We start from the raw sequence: 17,985 nt of genomic DNA on the forward strand, positions 1-17,985 counted from the left end.
CTTGTCAGGCTCCGTTGACGAGATCGCCGATCGATTGCCTTAGCGCTGCGATCCCGCTGTTGAAATGACGTGTCGGATGGATCCGGTTGGTGAGCAAGGTCCATGCTCTGCCTTTGTCGAAGTCGACCCAAAGCCCGGTGCCGGTGAAGCCGGTATGGCCAATTGTGCCGGGGCTGCACAGCCGGCCGCCGGACCAGCCTTCGTAAGGCCGCTCCCAGCCATGGGTGCGGGTTGCCGACAAGGGCGTGCGCATCAGCGCTATTGAACGCTCGGATGCGCCGCTCCCGTCCAGCAGCCCTAGCGCAAAATCGAGGATCGCGGCCGCCGTTCCGAACAGCCCGGCGTGACCGGCCCCTTGCAATGCCGAGCAATTGTCGTCGTGGACCTCGCCGCAGAGAACACGATGGCGCCATGTGCAGTCTTCTGTGGCCGCCGCGCGATCCGGTTCGGTGGAGAACGCGAAGCCCGGACCGGGATCCATGTAGCGAATGGTCTTGCCGGACAGGCGCTCCAGGACGAAGCCGAGCAGAATGAAATTGATATCGGAATAGACCGGCTCCCCGACCTGCCACTCGCGCTGCAGGACAAAGGCGCGCAACAGCTCGGGATCGCGGCCATAGGTGTAGATTGGAGCAACGGCGGGAAACGGCGTCTGATGACCGAGACACTGGCGAAACGTCACCTTCCGTTCCCAGGCTTTTTCGTCATATTGGCGAAGGTCGGGCAGGACCGAAATCAGCGGCGCGTCGAGGTCGATGACGCCTTCTTCCGCCAGTGCAAGGATACGCGGCGTGGTGAAGATGACTTTGGTCAGCGACGCCAGATCGAACCATGTTTCGATATGCATCGGCCGTATCTTCGGCACGACTTGGGCTGAGCCGACTGCCCGGACGATGCGTTGACCGTCCCAGTCGACCATGCCGAGCACGCCGCCAGGAATGCGCGACGCAGCCACGGCCGTTTCGAGCGGGGCGAATGCACGGTCGAAGAGATCATGCTCGATCAAATGCGGCCTCCGTCTGAAAAGCAGCGAGGGGGCTGTCCGTCTGACTCTGCATGCTTTCGAGCGACAATCATCACGCTTCCACCCGTGCCCTATGGTCCGGCCCGAATTGCTGCCAATTGGCCGGGCCCGGCTCAAATCCCAGCGGGCGCACGAGCGAGGGAACCTGGCGCGTGTCCAGCTCGAAACGTTCATGCCGCCGGTCTATGGTGGGAACGGCCGCGATAAGCTGTTTGGTATAAGAGTGCTTCGGCTGCGAGAGCACCGATCTGGCATCGCCGATCTCGACGATCTGGCCGGCATAGATGACCGCAATGCGATGGGCGATCCGCTCGACGACAGCCATGTCATGCGAGATGAACAGGTAGGCCAGCCCGAATTCACGCTGCAGCTCGACCAAAAGCTCCAGCACCCTGGCCTGCACCGACACATCGAGCGCCGAAACCGCTTCGTCGAGGACGACAACCGAAGGATTGAGCATCAGCGCGCGAGCGATGCACAGGCGTTGCCGCTGGCCGCCGGAGAATTCGTGCGGATAGCGCTGCAGGCTGTTTTCCGGAAGGCCGACGCGTTTCAGCAGCGCGGCCATTTTCGCCCGCGTTTCAGCAGTTATCCGTCCGCCGCTAGCGATCACCGGCTCTGCGAGGATGCTTTCGATGGTGAGTCTGGGATTGAGCGAGCCATAGGGATTCTGGAACACCATCTGCACGGGAAGGGCGCTCTGCCCGGCGACGGCCTTGCGCGTGCTGGCCGAGATTGTGCCGCGTGTCGGGCGCACCAGCCCCAGAATCGCGCGGGCGGTGGTGGACTTTCCGGAACCGCTCTCGCCGACGACCGCCAATGTCTCGCCCGGCATTAGCTCGAAATCCACACCGTCCACCGCGTGCACGATACCGCTGGCGCGGCTGAAAAACCCAGCCTTGACTGGAAACCGCACCACGAGGCCATCGACCATCAGCGCCGGCTCGGCAGCTTTTTGCGTTTCGCATTGCACGTCCTTGCGTACGGCACTGCCGCCGGCGAAATGCGGCACCGCATGAAGCAGATGCCGCGTATAGGGATGCTGCGGATCGTCCAATATCTGGTTCAGCGCGCCCTGCTCGACAGCTTCCCCGCTTTGCATCACCATGACCTTGTCAGCGATGCCTGCAACCAGACCGATGTCGTGGGTGATGAAGATCATCGACATCCCGGTTTCCTGCTTCAACTCGGCGAGCAGCGCCATGATCTGCGCCTGCACCGTAACATCCAGCGCCGTCGTTGGTTCGTCGGCAATGAGCAGGCGCGGGTTGCAAGCGAGCGCCATGGCGATCATCACCCGCTGCAACATGCCGCCCGAAAGCTGGTTGGGCGTATATTTCAGTCGCCGTGCAGCGTCGGGAATACGCACGCGGTCGAGCGCGTCCTTGGCCGCCGCCGTCGCTTGCCGGCCGGTCAGGCCGCGATGCAGGCGAAACGATTCCTCGATCTGCCTGCCGATGGTCAGCACCGGATTGAGCGAGCTCATCGGCTCCTGGAAGATCATGCCGATTTCACCGCCGCGGATCTTCGTCAGTTGCGGCTCGTCCGCGGCGGTCAGGTCGAAAATGCTGTTGTCGACCCGCTTCAGCGTGATCGAGCCTGCGGTGATGCGGCCGCCGCCATAATCGACAAGGCGATTGATCGACAGCGCCGTGACCGATTTGCCCGAGCCGCTTTCGCCGACGATTGCCAATGTCTCGCCGTCGGCGAGATCGAAGCTGACGCCGCGCACGACCTCATTGGCTTTCGGGTTGCGGCCGAAGCCGACGCGCAATCCGCTGACGGACAGCAGCGGAATCATGCGATCGATCTCCGCATCTTCGGGTCGAGGACATCACGCAACGCATCGCCGAGCAGGTTGAAACCGAGGATGCTGATCATGATCGCCACGCCGGGGAAGATCATCAGCCAGGGAGCTGTCTCCATCAGATTGCGGCTGTCGCTCAGCATCAGGCCGAGCGACGCGGCGGGCGGCTGCGTGCCTAGCCCGAGGAAGCTTAAGCCGGCCTCGGTCAGCAGTGCCCAGGCCAGCGCCAGCGTCACCTGAACCGTCAGTGGCGCCACCAGATTGAGCAGCAGATGGCGTGTTACGATATAGCCCGCACTGCTGCCGAACGTGCGGGCCGCGTCGACGAACTCGCGCGCCTTGAGCGACAGAGCCGGACCTCGCACGACGCGCGTGAAGATCGGCGTGTAGACGATGGCAATGGCAATGACGCTGGTCGAGGTTCCCGGTCCAGCAACCGCGACGATCAGCAGCGCCAGCAGGATCGCCGGGAACGCCAGCACAACGTCCATGATGCGCATCACCAGGCCGTCCCAGCGGCGCCCGAACCAGGCTGCCGCCAGCCCGAGCACGGTGCCGGCCAGTGTCGCGAAGGCGACCGAAAAGAAGGCCACGATGAAGGACTGGCCGATCCCGGTCATCAGCCGACTTGCGACATCGCGGCCGAACAGGTCCGTGCCCATCAGGTAGGTGCCGTCAGGCGCATGCAGTCGCTCGACCCGGTGCTGCGTCAGCGGATCGTGCGGCGTCAGCCCCAGCATGCCAAGCACGGCAAGCAGCAGATAAAGCGCAACGATGGCACCGCCGATGCGGCCGCTGGGATGCGCAAATATAGCCCGCAATGTCGCCATCAGTGCTCGCTTAGCCGGATACGCGGGTCGAGCGCGACATAGGCGAGGTCGACGAGGAGATTGACGATCATGAAGTTGAAGGCGATGAACAGCACGCTTCCCTGCACCAGCGCGTAGTCGCGCTGCAGGATGGCATCCAGCACCATACGGCCGAGACCGGGCAGCGCAAATATCTGCTCGACGATGACTGCCCCGCCCAGCAGATAGCCGAACTCTATGCCGCTCAGCGTCACGACCGGGATGAGCGCGTTGGGCAAAGCATGCCCCCAGATGACGCCGCGCGCCGAAACGCCTTTGCTGCGCGCCGTCCTGACATAGTCGTCGCTGAGCACATCGAGCATCGCCGAACGCGATATGCGGGTCACCGAAGCCGCGAAGGCAAATCCAAGCGTGACCGCAGGCAGCAACAGCTGGCCGAGATTGCGCAGCGGATCCTGCCACAGCGGCGAAAACTCACCCATCGCCGGCAAAACGCCAAACCCCGCCGACAGCGTGTAGATGATCAGCAGGGCAAGGACAAAGTTCGGCGTCGACTGCCCGATCATTGCGACAACGCGCACGCCGAGGTCGGACAGCTTTTCATTATGGGTGGCGGCAAAAATCCCGGTCGGCATGCCGACAACCAGGGCGATGACCATCGAAAGCAGGGCGAGCTCCAACGTTAGCGGGAAACGCTCGAGGATGACGTCGAGCACCGGCCTGCCATAGGTGGACGAAATGCCGAGATTACCTTGGACAAGACCAAGCAGCCAGCGCCAGTACTGGATGAACCAGGGCTGGTCGATGCCGAAATAAGCTGCAAGCGCATCGCGCTGCTGCGGCGTCAGCAGGCCGGCTTCGGTCCCCAGCATTGCCGTGATCGAATCGCCCGGAACCATCCTGATCGCCAGGAACACGACGATGGACACGCCAAGCAGGACGAGAGGGAAGGTTGCCAGTCGCCGCATCAGATAGTTCACGCGAAGAATACCCTCTCGTCTGGCACCAAAGCAGCTACTGGATCGTCACCTTGGCGAGGCTGAACAGCGAGCCTGTCGGCACCGGTTCGAATCCTGCGATATTCTTCTGCTGTGCGGTGTAGCTGTAGGACGTGTAGAGCCAGATCCAGGGCGACATCTCAGTGATGTGCTTCTCGAAGTCGGCGAAGATCGCTTTGCGCGCTGCCGGGTCGGTCTCGCTGCGGCCCTTCTGCATAAGACTGTCCAGCGTATCGTCGATATAGTTCGCGACCTTCTGCAGATTGCCCGTCTTGGTCCAGTAACGGTTGTACATAGTGTAGGGATCGGCCCTGCCGCCGTTCAGGGCGATGGCCATGTCGAAATCGCCCTTCAGCCAGGCATCGACATAGACGTTGAGCTCCATCATTTTGATGTCGAGCTTGACGCCGATTTCTGCGAGTTGCGACTGGATGACCTGGGCTTCCGCCGCCGCTGTCGGCGGCTCGCCGGTGGCGCCGATCACGGTCGCCGAAAAGCCGTCGGCGTAGCCCGCTTCGGCCATCAGCTGCTTGGCTTTCTCGACGTCGCGCTTATAGCAGAACAACTGGCTCGGATCGGTCGCCAGCGCAGGGATAGTCAGCGGGCCGGTGACTTTGCCTTCACCGAGCGAGGCGGTGTCCAGCACTTCCTGCCGGTCGATGGCGCAGGAAATCGCCTGACGCACCTTGAGTTCGGTCATCGGCTTGCGGGAAGGATTGAGCTGCAGCACGTGATAGGCAAGCACCGGCACACGGTTCAACTGCAGGCTGGCTTCCTTGGGCACAAGCGTGGCGACAAGCGGATCGTTGAGCAGGGCAAAATCGATCTGCTTGCTGCGCATCGCCGCCAGGATCGCCGTCTCGTCCGGCAGCACGCTGACCTCGATGCCGTCGATGCCGGTCGTGCCGCCCGCCCAATCCTTGTTGGCGACAAGCACTTCCTTGGAATTCGGATCCCACTTTTCCAACTTGAACGGACCCGAGCCGATCGTCGTCGTGCCGATCGAGCCGGCCATGATTTCGCTTGCCGGGACGATCGCGGCGTTGACGTCGCTCATCGCCGTCAGGATCGGCACATCCGGCTGCGAGAGGTGGAACACGACGGTGGCTGGATCGGGTGTGTCGATGCTGGCGATCGAGAGAAAGTTGGCGCGCGCGGCCGCGCCGGTCTTCTCGTCGAGTATGCGCTCGAACGATGCCTTGACATCGGCCGAGGTCACGGCGGCGCCGTTCTGGAATTTTGCTTTCGGATTGAGTTTGAAACTCAGCTCCTTGCCGTCCGGCGAGAACTGCCATGAATCGGCAATCGCGGGCGTGATTTGCAGGTTTGCGTCGAGCCGCACCAGTGGCTCATAGATCAGTTCCAGCAGCCGCAGTGAGGAGAATGCCGTCTGCTTGTGCGGATCAAGACCGGTGGCGTCCTGCGACCACGCCATATGCAGCGTCGCCGCACTCGCCTGCGCCGGTAGCGCCGCGATGCCAATCATTGCCGCGAGGGTCATGCCGGAAAGCAGTTTCTTGCCAATGTGCCGTACCATTGTCGTCTCCCATTATTGTTAAACCTGATGCCTTGCAGTTCGCCGGACCGCTTCAAAGGGACACACGCCCCGGAACATCGGCCCAGTGTCCATGCGGTCTTACACCGTCTTTTCGCCTATCGCCTTGCGCAGGAAACCTCCCGCGTTGCCAAGCGCCTTACGTGCTTCCTCGACGCCCATGCCGGTGATCGTCACCAGGATTGCCAGTTTTACATCGTTGCCGGTCTGGTCGAGTGCCTGTCGTGCCTGCTGTGCCGCGCAGCCGGTCGTCTGCATCACGATCCTGACCGCCCTGGCGACAAGCTTCTTGTTGCTTGGATTGAGGTCAACCATCAGGTTCTGATAGCTCTTGCCGATGCGGATCATGCTGGCGGTAGACAGCATGTTGAGCACCAGCTTTTGCGCGGTTCCCGATTTCAGTCGGGTCGAGCCGGTGAGAACCTCCGGGCCGACCACCGGAGAGATGGCAATGTCGGCTATGCCGGCAATGGTCGATCGCGGATTGCAGGACAGCGCCACGGTGGTCGCTCCCACCTGCTTGGCATAGGTCAGGCCGCCGATGACGTAGGGCGTGCGCCCGCTGACAGCGATGCCGACCACCACATCGTCGGCGGTCAGCTTGATGTCCTGCAATGCCTTTACACCCTGTTTCGGGTCATCCTCGGCGCCTTCCGCGGAGCGCACCAGCGCGTCGTCGCCGCCGGCGATCAGGCCCACCACCATGTCCTCGGGTACGCCGAAGGTCGGCGGACATTCCGAGGCGTCGAGGACGCCGAGCCGGCCGCTGGTGCCAGCGCCCACATAGACAAGGCGCGCACCCTTCTGGAACGCGCTCACGATCCGGTCCACGGCAGCAGCAATCTCAGGAATGACCTTCTCGACGGCGGCCGCAACGCCTTTATCTTCGTCATTGATCTTCCGCAGCACCTCGATGGTCGGCAACAGGTCGATGTCGATGGTTCTCGGGTTGCGGTCCTCGGAAACCAGCCGCTCCAACTCCGACATCAACCCGTGTTCGACCACTTGCTTACTTTCAATCTGCCGTGAGCGGGAACGCGATGCCGTGCCGGGCAGGCGACCGGCTGTCGTGTTTCTGCTTAGTTAACTTTTTAGAATTCGGTATTCCCGGTGTCAACGGATTGTAGGAATAAAATATTCCTCTTTGAGTAGCGCGTTACTCGCCGCAAAGCGACTTTCTGGCCAGGATTATGGCTCCCGAAACCGCATCGCCGTCGGCCGGCTTCAGCCGTCGGCGGACGTCGGGAGCGAGCCATGGCTCAAGCGGGCTGGACAACCCTCCGAGCAACGTAACCCGCGGCGCGCCTTTTTCGAACAGCACCCGCACGAAGGTGTCGATCTGCTCGGCAGCGCCTTGCACGATCCGCCGACCGGCCGGATCGCCCTGGTCGGCATGGCGGATCACCATCGGCGCCATGGCGGCATAGTCCGTCGCACTGGCGCGGTCCATCCAGGCCACCGCCTCGAACGGGTCGTCCTTGAAGCGCTGCATCACCTCGGCCAGCAGCGCGGTCCGCTCGTGCCGGCCGTCATGGGCGCGCAAGGCGAACTGTACCGCTTCCAAACCTAGATCGGCGCCGCTGCCCTCGTCGGAAATCGGAAAACCGTAGCCGCCGACACGCAGGTCGCGCCCTTCGACAAAGCCGAGCCCGATCGAACCGGTCCCGGCTATGACGATGGCGCCGTCCTGGCCCGAATGCGCGCCCAGGCAAGCCGCGACGCCGTCGCTGACGAAGTCGAGACTTGCAAAGGGATGGGAGATCGCACGAAACGCCTCAAGCGACCCCTTGCGGCCGATGCCGGCAAGACCGACGCCGGCACGGATCCTGGCGATTTTCGTCGCCGTGAACCCTGCCTCTCTGATCGCAGCACCAAAGGCTTTGGCAACGGAGGCCCAGGCCGCCTCTATACCGAGCCGCGTTGTCGCCGGACCTGAGAGACCTTGCCCGAGCACGGTTCCCGCCTCGTCTTCGATACGCGCCCGACAGCCGGTTCCGCCGCCATCGACGCCCAGGAAATAATGCGAAGACGCCGCGCCGGCACTCATCCACTTATCCGCTCGATCTGGGCGCCGCAAAGCCGGAGCTTGCGGTCCAGCTGCTCATAGCCGCGATCGAGATGATAGACGCGGTTGATCGTCGTCTCACCCTGGGACACCAGCGCTGCCAGCACCAGCGAGACGGAGGCGCGCAGGTCGGTGGCCATCACTTGCGCGCCCTTCAGCTTCTCGCCTCCGCGCACCAGCGTCATGGTGCCTTGCAGCTTGATGTTGGCGCCGAGCCGCATCAGTTCAGGCACATGCATGAAGCGGTTCTCGAAGATCGTCTCACGCAATAGCGAAGCGCCCTCGGCACAGCACATCAACGCCATGAACTGCGCTTGGAGATCGGTCGGAAAGCCCGGATAGGGCTCCGTCGTCACATCGACGGCTTTGAGCGGCCCGTCTCTCGATACGATCAGCCCGCGGTCGCCCGGCCAGATTTTCACACCGGCTGTTTCGAGCAGCTGGACGACGGATGCCATGTGCTCGAGCCGCGCGTGGGTCAGCTCGAGCTGACCGCCGGTGATAGCCGCCGCGACGGCATAGGTGCCGGCCTCTATCCGGTCCGGGATGATGTCGTGCGTGGCGGCGCGCCAGCCTGTGCTGCCCGCGATCAGGATACGGTGCGTGCCGGCGCCCTCGATCCGCGCGCCCATGGCGTTCAAGCAGGCGGCAAGGTCGGCCACCTCCGGTTCGCGCGCCGCATTGAGGATCTCGGTTTCGCCCTTTGCAGTCGTCGCTGCCATCATCGCCGTTTCGGTCGCGCCGACCGATGGTGAGCTCAAAACGATACGCGCGCCTTTCAGTCCGCCCGGCGCGGACGCGACGATCAGCCCGTTTTCGATCGCAATGTCGGCGCCAAGTGCGGCAAGTGCGGCGACATGCATGTCGACCGGCCGTGCGCCGATCGCGCAGCCGCCGGGCAGCGAAACCCTGGCGTGGCCGAAGCGGGCAAGCAGCGGGCCGAGCACCAGCACTGTCGCGCGCATACGCCTGACGGTATCGTAGGTTGTCTCCTTGGAGACGGCAGCACTGGTATCGATTGTGGCGGCATGCGCCGATCTGGTGACTTCGGCCCCATGAAGGCCGACGACGCCAAGCATGTTGTCGACGTCGGTCACCGCAGGCAGGTTGGTCAGTTGCAGCGGATAAGGGCTGAGCAACGCCGCCGCTATTTGCGGCAAGGCCGCGTTCTTGGCGCCGGAGATCGTCACCGCGCCCTCAAGCCTATGCCCGCCGACGATCCGCAATTTGTCCATGGCTCTGACCTAATCCCGAGCTGTCGGCGTGTCTACGATCTTTCGTGGCCGAATCGTCGGCTTGCCCGAAGGCTGGGCCGCAACCGCACCGGTAGAGATTTGATGGATCATTCTTGGCTGTCAATCAGAGACGGAATAATTTATTCCTTGGTTTGGCATTGTCCGTGACTGGCAACAGGTGAACGCATGTCCATCCTGAAGAAAATCGAGGCCAAGCTCGAAATCATGGCGCCCGGCGACCGCGAGATCGGTCGGTATATCGTCGATAATCCCGACCAGATGCTGCGCCTGTCGACGGCGGCGCTTGCCGCTGAGATCGGCCGCAGCCAGTCGAGCGTCGTCAAGTTCAGCCAGAAGCTCGGCTATTCCAGCTATCAGGAGCTCAAGCTCGCCGTCAGCGAGGCCAAGTCGCAGGAATGGCACGTGCCGGCCGGCATGATCCACGGTTCGATCGAGGTCGGCGACAGCTATCTGGTCATCCTGCGCAAGCTGATCGGCAGCAAGCTTTTGTCGATGCAACAGACGGTCGCGGCCAACACCGAGCATGAAATCGGCAAGGCCCTCGAAGCATTGAACGGTGCGCGCCGCATTCATTTGGCAGGCGTCGGCGCATCCTCTCTGGTGGCGCGCGATTTCTCATACAAGCTGATGAAGCTCGGCCGCAACGTGCTGCACGACAGCGACAGCCATGTGCAAATGGCCAATGTCTCGACGCTTGGACGAGGCGACGCGTTATTCGCGCTCTCCTATTCCGGGGCGAGCATCGAAACCCTGCGGATAGCTGAACTCGCACATAAACGCGGCACCACCGTTATCGCCGTCACCGGGCTTCGCGACAATCCGCTGAGCCGGGTTGGCGACATTCGCCTCCACACGATCGCCGATGAAGAGCGCGCGCGCTCTTCATCGATAACCGCGCGTGATGCACAACTGACGCTAACCGACCTGCTGTTCATCCTGCTTGTGCAGAAGCAGCCTGACGCCAATGAATATGTCCACAACAGCGAATTGGCCGTCTCGGTGCTGAAGGCTTAGCTGTCTTCGGCATGGCGTTAAGGCCTCTGTTCCTCCCTGATGCTGCACGTCGACAAGAGCAGGTTTCGTCCTCCGAATAGCTTTCTTCAATGCGCTCACACGCTCTCCGGCTGGCAGAGCCGCGGGAGCGCCGATTGGTCAAACGCCGCCATGGCAAACCAATGTTGACAAGATCATCTGTTGTTTCATACATCGAGTTCAGCCTCGAATTTGGCGGGCCAGGTGAGACGATGGACGACCTTGGAGCACAAGAACAAGCGGTTCTCGACCTGATTGCGGCGAATCCGTTCTCCGGCCAGCAGGATATTGCAACCGCGCTCGGCATTGCCCGCTCGACGGTCGCCGCCCACATCGTGCAACTCATCAACAAGGGCTACATTCTCGGCCGCGGCTATGTCTTGCCGGCGTCCAAACGTATGGTCTGCATCGGCGGCGCGGTGCTCGACCGCAAATACCACGCCAGGAAGGATCTGATCTTCGAGACATCGAACCCGGTCGAAGGCCATCGCAGCTTCGGCGGGGTTGCCCGCAACGTCGCCGAAAACCTTGCCCGCCTCGGTGTCGACATAAGCTTCGTCTCGATCGTCGGCGAGGATGAAACCGGCCGCGCGCTGGTGCGGCATTTGCGTGATTTCGGCGCCGATGTCAGCCAGGTCATCACCACCACGGAGCGGCCGACGGCCGAATACGCGGCCATCCTCGACCGCAACAACGATCTCGTGCTCGGCATCGCCGACATGGAGATATTCGATCTGTTTTTGCCGTCCTATCTCGACCGTTTCTGGCCGCACCTGGCTTCGGCGACATGGGTCTTCATCGACTGCAATCTGCCGGCCGCGACCATCGCAGCGCTGATCTCGCGCAAGCACGGTGCGCGCTTCAAGCTCGCAGTCGACACGGTATCGTCGCCGAAGTCGGCGCGCCTGTCAAAGGACCTGACCGGCATCGATCTTCTGTTCACCAACCATGACGAGGCCAATACGATGCTCGGCGTGACGGATGCCGACAAGCGGCTGACGCCGGAGGGAGCAGCAGCAGGGCTGCGCGCGGCCGGCGCCGCCGAAGTGATCGTGACCGCAGGCGCGCATGGATTTGCCGTTGCGACCGAGAGCGGTGTGACGGCCATGCGCTCCGTCCCGGCGCAGGCCGTCGACATCACCGGCGCCGGTGACGCGATGATCGCCGGCACCCTGTACAAGGTGCTTTCGGGTGAGCCGGTCGCTCATGCCGTGCGCACCGGCGCGCTGCTTGCCACACTGACCACCGAGAGCGAATCCAGCGTCCACCCCGATCTGTCGCCGCGCTTCCTTGCCGCCGGCATGTACCGCCTTCCTGCCTGAAAGCGAGATGATATGAAACCTTCCCTTGTCCATTTGAACGATGAAGTCGCTGCTGCGCTTGATAAAGGCCGCGCGGTGGTGGCACTGGAATCGACGATTATCACCCACGGCATGCCATATCCGGCCAATCTGGAAACCGCTCGTGGTGTCGAGACCGTCGTGCGTGAAGACGGCGCCGTGCCCGCCACGATCGCAGTGGTCGCCGGCAAGATCAAGGTTGGCCTCGACGATCGGGAACTGGAAGAGCTGGCAGCGGCAAAGGGCGTGGTCAAGGCTTCCGGGCGCGATCTCGCCGCAATCATGGTGCGCGGCGGCTCGGCCGGAACCACCGTCTCGGCGACGATGCGGATTGCCGCTTTAGCCGGGATCGGTATTTTTGCGACCGGCGGCGTCGGTGGCGTGCATCGCGGCGCCGAAGCCACTTTCGATATCTCCGCTGACCTGACCGAACTTGGCCAGACCGGCACGACCGTCGTCTGCGCCGGGGTTAAGTCGATACTCGATATTGCGAAGACGCTGGAATATCTGGAAACTCAGCGCGTGCCGGTGATCGCCTATGGGAGCGATGATTTTCCGGCTTTCTACACCCGCTCCAGCGGGCTCAAGGCAGACCATCGCCTCGATACCCCCGACGAGGTCGCGCGAGCCATGCTGCTGCATGACGAGATGGAATCCGGCACCGGCATTCTCGTCGCCAACCCTATTCCCGAAGCGGACGCGCTCGATCCGGCGTTCATCGACGGCACGATCGCAGCGGCCGTGGCTGAGGCCGAGAAGCGCGGCATCGGGCGCAAGGAACTGACGCCGTTTCTGCTCGCCCGCATCAACGAGCTTTCACAAGGCCGCAGCCTGAAGGCCAACATAGCGCTTGTCCGCAACAACGCCGCGCTTGCTGCCCGCATCGCAGTTGCGCATGCGGAATTGAAGGGCGCGACCAGATAGAGACAGCGCCCGGCCAGCGCTACGTGCCTTCGATTTCAGCCCGGTGCGAGGTCGAAGATGCGCCCGGCATTGAGGATATTGTTCGGGTCGAAGGCTGCTTTCAGGCGGCGCATGGCCGCGATCTCGGCGTCGCTGCGCACGAGATGCAGCCATTCCTTCTTGTCGAGGCCGATGCCATGCTCGGCCGAGACGCCGCCGCCAGCCGCGGCCACACCCCGGTAGATGATCCCGTATGCGGCCGCCGGATCCACGGTGCGGACCTGGTAATGCAGGTTGCCGTCGCCGAGATGGCCGAAGACGTAGATGTCGGCGCTCGGGTCGACGGCTTTGATAGCGGCTTCCGTCTCGCGCAGGAAAGTCGCCATTTTCGCCAGCGGGATGCTGACATCGACGCTAATCAGGCCTGCTATCGAAAACAGAAAACGGTTGGCCTCCTCGCGCACCGCCCAGAGCGCCCGGAATTCGCGCGGCGATTGCGAGACGACGACGTCGTCGATCACGTCGTCCTCGACCGCCTGCATCAGCGCCGCGGCAAAGCGGTCGCCGTCGCGGTCCGACTCGCTGCCCTGTATCTCGGCCAGCACATAGACGGGCGAGCCGACGGGCAGCGGCGCCGGCGCCTCCATGCCGGCGATCATGGCGCCATAGAGCGGTGCGAAATTCACATCATAGGCCGAGAGCAACGGCCCAAGCTTCTGCCGAAGCTGCGCAAGCAGCGCAATCGCCGCATCGAGCGATGGAACTGCGCAGAAGGCATTGACCTCGGTAGCAGGTTTGGGATGCAGCCGCAGGCAGGCGCGCGTGACCACGCCGAGCGTGCCTTCGCTGCCGATGAAGAGCTGGTTGAGGTCATAGCCGGAATTGTCCTTTGGCAAGCCCTTGAGCGACGTGAGCACACTGCCGTCGGCAAGCACCGCCTCCAGCCCAAGCACCTGCGCCCGGTACATGCCGTAGCGCAGCACGCGGATACCGCCGGCATTGGTGGCGACATTGCCGCCGACGGTGGCCGTGCCGCGCGCGCCGATGTCGACGCCGAAAAGCAAGCCGGCCGCATCGGCCGCGTCCTGCACCATTTGCAGCGGCGCGCCGGCCTCGGCGACGATAGTCGCCGCCTCGCGGTCGGGCGCCGCGACCGCCGTCATGCGCTCCAGCGACAGCACCGCCTCGCCGGGCTGGATGCGCGCCGCGCCCGCAAGACCGGTGCGGCCACCCTGGATGACGAGCCTCTGCCCGGCCTCGTTGCACAGGCGCAGAATGTCCGACAGCTCGCCGGTCGTGCGTGGACGCAAGACGATCGCTGGCGGCGCGCCGTCCTTGCCGTCGGGATCTTCCCGGTAGCGTGGTCCGGCCTCCTCAGCCGAGACAATCGCTGACCTGTCCAGCCGCTTTTCCAGCCGCGACAGAAGCTCGGCAATTTTCTGCGACATGTGGCTCAAGGACATGAACGGCCCGGGCGCATCGACGCGGCCGGGAGAGGGAAGGGCGAGGGCTGTGAAAGCGGCCGTGGCTGATTTCTACTGTTCAGCAAATATGGGGAAAACCCGCCAAGAATACAGCCGGTTGCCTTCGCCATGCGTCGCTCCTGTAACCGGTCGACCATAGGCGCGGCCGGCTATTTGTCAAACCTTTGACCGCAAGCGCTTGCCTGCGGGCGGCCCGGTATTCTGGACCGAGGCAAACGCTCACTCATGCATCCCAGGCGCCTCAGCCTCGGCGCGAATGAGCTTGATGTCGGCTCCCGCCGCCCAGGCGCCGATATCCTCCCGCCGCAGTGCCGCCGCCATCATGTCCGGAAACAGATCCGGCGTGCAGGCGAAGACCGGAATGCCAAGTGCCGCGACCGAACCTGCCATCGCTGGATCATAGCCGGGCCGTCCCTGATCGGTCAGCGCCAGAAGCACGACGACATTGACGCCGGATCGAACCAGCGCCGCCAGCCGCCGCAGCAGTTCCTGGCCATTGCCGCCTTCAAAGAGGTCGGTGATCAGCACCAGATGCGACTTGGTGGGCCGCTCGATACGGTCGGCGCAATAGGCGACTGCCTGGTTGATGTCGGTGCCGCCGCCGAGTTGCACGCCGAACAGCACTTCAACAGGATCGCTGAGTTCTTCGGTCAGGTCGACGATTGCGGTATCGAAACAGACGAGCTTGGTGCGCACAACCGGCAGCGAGGCCATGACCGCTGCGAAGATCGAGGCATAGATCACCGAACTTGCCATCGAGCCGGACTGGTCGACGCACAGAACCACCTCGTCGAGATCGACCAGCCGTCGCTGCTTGCGTATGAAACCAACCAGCTTCTCCGGCACGATGGTCTTGTGTTCGGGTTGGTAGTGGCGAAGGTTCGCCGAGATGGTGCGCTGCCAGTCGATATCGCGCGAACGCGGGCGGTTGGTGCGCCTCGACCGGTCGAGCGCGCCTCGGATTGCCTCGACTGTCTTCTGCTCCAGCCTCTGCATCAGCTTGGCCACGATATCGGCGATGATCGCGCGGGCGATGTCCTTGGTCTTGGCAGGCATCACCGAGCGGAGCGAAACCAGGTCGGCGACCAGATTGACGTCCGCCTCGATCGCCTTCAGGAACTCCGGCTCCATCAGCATCTGCTTCAGGTTCAGCCGTTCGAAGGCATCTTTCTGGACGATCTGGACGACCTGCGCGGGAAAGAAAGAGCGGATGTCGCCCATCCATTGCGCAACGCGCGGCGCCGAACGGCCTAGCCCGCCGCGCCGTTTGCGCGGGTCGGCAGCGGCATTGGCGCCGTCGCCGTATAACGCGTCAAGAGCCGCCGAAAGCCGTTTGTCGTCGCTGGAAAGTGCCGCAGATGTCTCATCGTCGGCGCCGATCGCCAGACGCCAGCGGCGCTCTCTTCCGCCATCGGGCGATGGTGCGCCGGTTTGGGTCGCCTCTGCCTCGTCGTCCATCGTTATGTCCCGCTCTTGAGCAAGGGTCCAAGCCGCTCCAGGTGCCGACGCCAGGCCTCGCCGCCATCGGGCGCCGGTATCAGGCCGGCCGGCAGCCGAGCGGCGCGGCCGAGCACCGCTTCAATCAACCGCCGGCGCTCCATGCTGTCCAGATTGGAGAAGACGCGGCGCAGCAGCGGTAGATGCGCGATGAAAGCGTCCTCGTCGAGGGACTTCAGCCACGCATCAACCGCGCCGCGCAGACCTTCGTCATAGATCAGCCGCTGACCGGCAGTGCTGAAGAAGCCTTCGAAGAACCCGGCCGCTTCAATGACAGGAGTCCCCGGTGACAAGCGTCGCTCGAGCAGTCCGGCAGCGTCCTCGGCGGAAAGCCGGCCAGCTTCGTAGAGCAGGTGCGCGGCGCATCCTGCCGGCAGCGCCGTCGACCGCGATCCCTCCAGCACGGCAGCCAGTCCGTTACGCCATCCGTCCAGCACGTCTTGCCCGGGCTCGACCAGTCTGATCGCCTCATCGGCCTTGCGCATCGCACCGACCAGCGTCGCGGCGGCTTGCTCATCCAGATCGCGTACAGCATACGGAAGCGCGATCGCACCTTCGACGATCAGCCGCTCCATGAGACCGGACAGCCGGTTCGTCTCCGTTTTGCGGGCCTCGCCGTAACGGATGATGTCGGCGAGGGGCGGCACAGACGCCAGGATCTCCAGGCATTCGCTGCTGCGCGCCGCTCGCGCCTCCAACGCCGCAAGGCCGGCAGTCGATGCTTCCGACAGGCTTGCCGTGATCGCGTTCTGCACCAATGCCGCAAGCGTATCGAGCGTCGCCGCCGTTTCGATCATCTGGATCAGGCGGGCATTGGCAGCCTTTTCGATGGTCGGCCCGTAGATCAGGTTCTCGACCAGACGAACGGCATATTCCGGTTCCCACGCCAGGGTCCACCGCTCGCGGAAGGTGCCACGGCTGCGACCGGCATCGGTCAGTCTGCCCCAATGCACACCAAGCACGCTCAGCCGATGCAGCAATGTCGAGCGAAACAGCCCGCTTTCGCTGCGCAGGTCGACGGACAGTTCGCGCTCCAGCGCCTCGGGCTTCAGCCGCGCCGCCTTCTGGTTGCGCTGCAGATCCTCGATCAATGGCGCCAGCGGCGTGTCGGGCGGAATTTCACCGACGTCCGCACCCAGAAGCAACTCGGCCTCGACCAGCCCCCACAGCAACGCTTCGCCATTGAACAGGGTCGCGATCGCGGCGTCGCGCAATTCCTCGAACCCGGGCTTCGGCCGTTCGCGAATGGCGGCGAGCGCGCGGGCGAGCCGCTCCGCTTCGATCAGCGAAGCGGTCGAGACCAGATGGCCCTTCGCCCGCAGCAGCGCCGCGATCATGGCAAGCCACAGGGTTGCCGCATCGCGCCGACCGCGCGTGCGCCAAAGATGCTTGCACCAGCCGGGCGCGACGACGCCCGCGCCATAGCCGTATCCCAGCGCCAGGCGCGGTCCGGTCCACGGTGCCCATGTCATTGTGCTCTTGCGCCGGGCAATTCCCTTGATCAGGACCTGATCGTTTTTCTGAGTGTGGGTGGCTTGCAGCGCCGGCACATGCCATGCTCCGCAGACGACGGCGATCGGCCCCTCGAACTGCTTACGCGCCTTGGCGATTTCGAGCCGCATATGCGCCTCGCGCTTGGCTTCGAACTGCGCGATCGGACCCTCACCATTCCGCAGTGTCGTCATCGCATCGGCGATGGCCGCAAATATCGGGCCGGGTTCCGGGTTCTGTTCAATGATGTCCGACCACCAGCTTTCGCCGTCCTCATAACCGGCGGCGTGCGCCAGCATGGCAATCGGATCACGCGGAATCGGAGCCGCGTCACCATCCTCGGGGGCTTGGGTAGCTTCGGTCGCATCGGTGTCCTCCGCGCCACCGATCGCAGCAGTGGTGAACCGTGCCGACGATGGCAGGTCGATAAACTGCAACGTCGCCTTATTGCCCACAGCCCAAAGCGCCGCCTGGTATTCGGGCGAGAACTCGGCAAAAGGCCAGAAGCTTGTCGAAGCCGGATCGTCTTCCGGATAGCAAAGGAGCGCCACCGGCGGCTGCATTTCGGGGCGGGCCAGCATGGGCAGAAGCTCAGAGGCGTCGATCGGCCCCTCGATCAGCACGGCGACCGGGTTCAAATCCTGCAGTGCCTGCAGCAGGCTGTCGGCGGAACCCGGCCCGTGATGGCGTATCCCGAAATAGGCAATGTCGCCGTGGCTCATGG

Annotated in this window: 14 protein-coding genes; 3 read left to right on the forward strand and 11 right to left on the reverse strand. The window is 63.5% G+C overall.

The window, feature by feature from the left end:
- Positions 1 to 4: 4 nt before the first annotated feature.
- The 8 genes from NKJ13_RS04025 to murA form a co-directional block, all read right to left on the reverse strand.
- Positions 5 to 1,006 (reverse strand): serine hydrolase domain-containing protein, encoded by a 1,002-nt coding sequence (locus NKJ13_RS04025; RefSeq protein ID WP_352505362.1) that lies wholly within the window; start codon positions 1,004 to 1,006, stop codon positions 5 to 7.
- 70 nt (positions 1,007 to 1,076) lie between these two features.
- Positions 1,077 to 2,825: an ABC transporter ATP-binding protein gene (locus tag NKJ13_RS04030; protein WP_352737227.1), complete on the reverse strand. Its 1,749-nt coding sequence runs from the start codon at positions 2,823 to 2,825 to the stop codon at positions 1,077 to 1,079.
- Positions 2,822 to 3,661, reverse strand: coding sequence for an ABC transporter permease (locus NKJ13_RS04035; RefSeq protein WP_352476522.1), 840 nt, complete (start codon positions 3,659 to 3,661; stop codon positions 2,822 to 2,824). The genes NKJ13_RS04030 and NKJ13_RS04035 overlap by 4 nt, the downstream gene beginning before the upstream one ends.
- Complete coding sequence (locus NKJ13_RS04040) at positions 3,661 to 4,620, reverse strand: ABC transporter permease (protein ID WP_352505360.1); 960 nt, start codon at positions 4,618 to 4,620, stop codon at positions 3,661 to 3,663. Before NKJ13_RS04040 ends, NKJ13_RS04035 begins: the two co-directional genes overlap by 1 nt.
- 34 nt (positions 4,621 to 4,654) lie before the next feature.
- Positions 4,655 to 6,175 (reverse strand): ABC transporter substrate-binding protein, encoded by a 1,521-nt coding sequence (locus NKJ13_RS04045; RefSeq protein WP_352505359.1) that lies wholly within the window; start codon positions 6,173 to 6,175, stop codon positions 4,655 to 4,657.
- Between the two features lie 99 nt (positions 6,176 to 6,274).
- A complete protein-coding gene (gene murQ, locus NKJ13_RS04050) occupies positions 6,275 to 7,180 on the reverse strand; it encodes an N-acetylmuramic acid 6-phosphate etherase (protein WP_502896030.1) in 906 nt (301 codons plus the stop codon).
- A gap of 169 nt (positions 7,181 to 7,349) precedes the next feature.
- Positions 7,350 to 8,240 (reverse strand): glucosamine kinase nucleotide-binding domain-containing protein, encoded by an 891-nt coding sequence (locus NKJ13_RS04055; protein WP_352737226.1) that lies wholly within the window; start codon positions 8,238 to 8,240, stop codon positions 7,350 to 7,352.
- Positions 8,237 to 9,493 carry a UDP-N-acetylglucosamine 1-carboxyvinyltransferase gene (murA, locus tag NKJ13_RS04060; protein WP_352737225.1) on the reverse strand — a complete coding sequence of 419 codons (1,257 nt, stop codon included), beginning with the start codon at positions 9,491 to 9,493 and terminating at the stop codon, positions 8,237 to 8,239. The genes NKJ13_RS04055 and murA overlap by 4 nt, the downstream gene beginning before the upstream one ends.
- 186 nt (positions 9,494 to 9,679) lie before the next feature.
- Between murA and NKJ13_RS04065 the strand changes: the two genes are divergently transcribed.
- From NKJ13_RS04065 to NKJ13_RS04075, 3 genes are all read left to right on the forward strand, one after another.
- Entirely contained in the window at positions 9,680 to 10,528 is an 849-nt protein-coding gene (locus tag NKJ13_RS04065) for a MurR/RpiR family transcriptional regulator (protein ID WP_352737224.1), read from the forward strand.
- A gap of 230 nt (positions 10,529 to 10,758) precedes the next feature.
- The gene (locus tag NKJ13_RS04070; RefSeq protein WP_352737223.1) at positions 10,759 to 11,868 is read left to right on the forward strand and encodes a carbohydrate kinase; all 1,110 of its coding nucleotides are present in this window, start codon (positions 10,759 to 10,761) and stop codon (positions 11,866 to 11,868) included.
- Between the two features lie 12 nt (positions 11,869 to 11,880).
- On the forward strand, positions 11,881 to 12,810 hold the full coding sequence (locus tag NKJ13_RS04075; protein ID WP_352737222.1) for a pseudouridine-5'-phosphate glycosidase: 930 nt from the start codon (positions 11,881 to 11,883) through the stop codon (positions 12,808 to 12,810).
- A 35-nt stretch (positions 12,811 to 12,845) separates the two neighbouring features.
- Here the strand turns inward: NKJ13_RS04075 and NKJ13_RS04080 are convergent, their stop codons facing one another.
- The 3 genes from NKJ13_RS04080 to NKJ13_RS04090 form a co-directional block, all read right to left on the reverse strand.
- A complete protein-coding gene (locus NKJ13_RS04080; RefSeq protein WP_352777147.1) occupies positions 12,846 to 14,237 on the reverse strand; it encodes an FAD-binding oxidoreductase in 1,392 nt (463 codons plus the stop codon).
- Positions 14,238 to 14,492: 255 nt separating this feature from the next.
- Complete coding sequence (locus tag NKJ13_RS04085; protein WP_352738484.1) at positions 14,493 to 15,731, reverse strand: VWA domain-containing protein; 1,239 nt, start codon at positions 15,729 to 15,731, stop codon at positions 14,493 to 14,495.
- Positions 15,732 to 15,733: 2 nt separating this feature from the next.
- Positions 15,734 to 17,983 (reverse strand): DUF5682 family protein, encoded by a 2,250-nt coding sequence (locus NKJ13_RS04090; RefSeq protein ID WP_352738487.1) that lies wholly within the window; start codon positions 17,981 to 17,983, stop codon positions 15,734 to 15,736.
- Between the last annotated feature and the right edge of the window lie 2 nt (positions 17,984 to 17,985).

The organism is Mesorhizobium sp. M0174, assembly GCF_040322275.1.
In the GTDB taxonomy this organism is placed as follows: Bacteria; Pseudomonadota; Alphaproteobacteria; order Rhizobiales; family Rhizobiaceae; genus Mesorhizobium.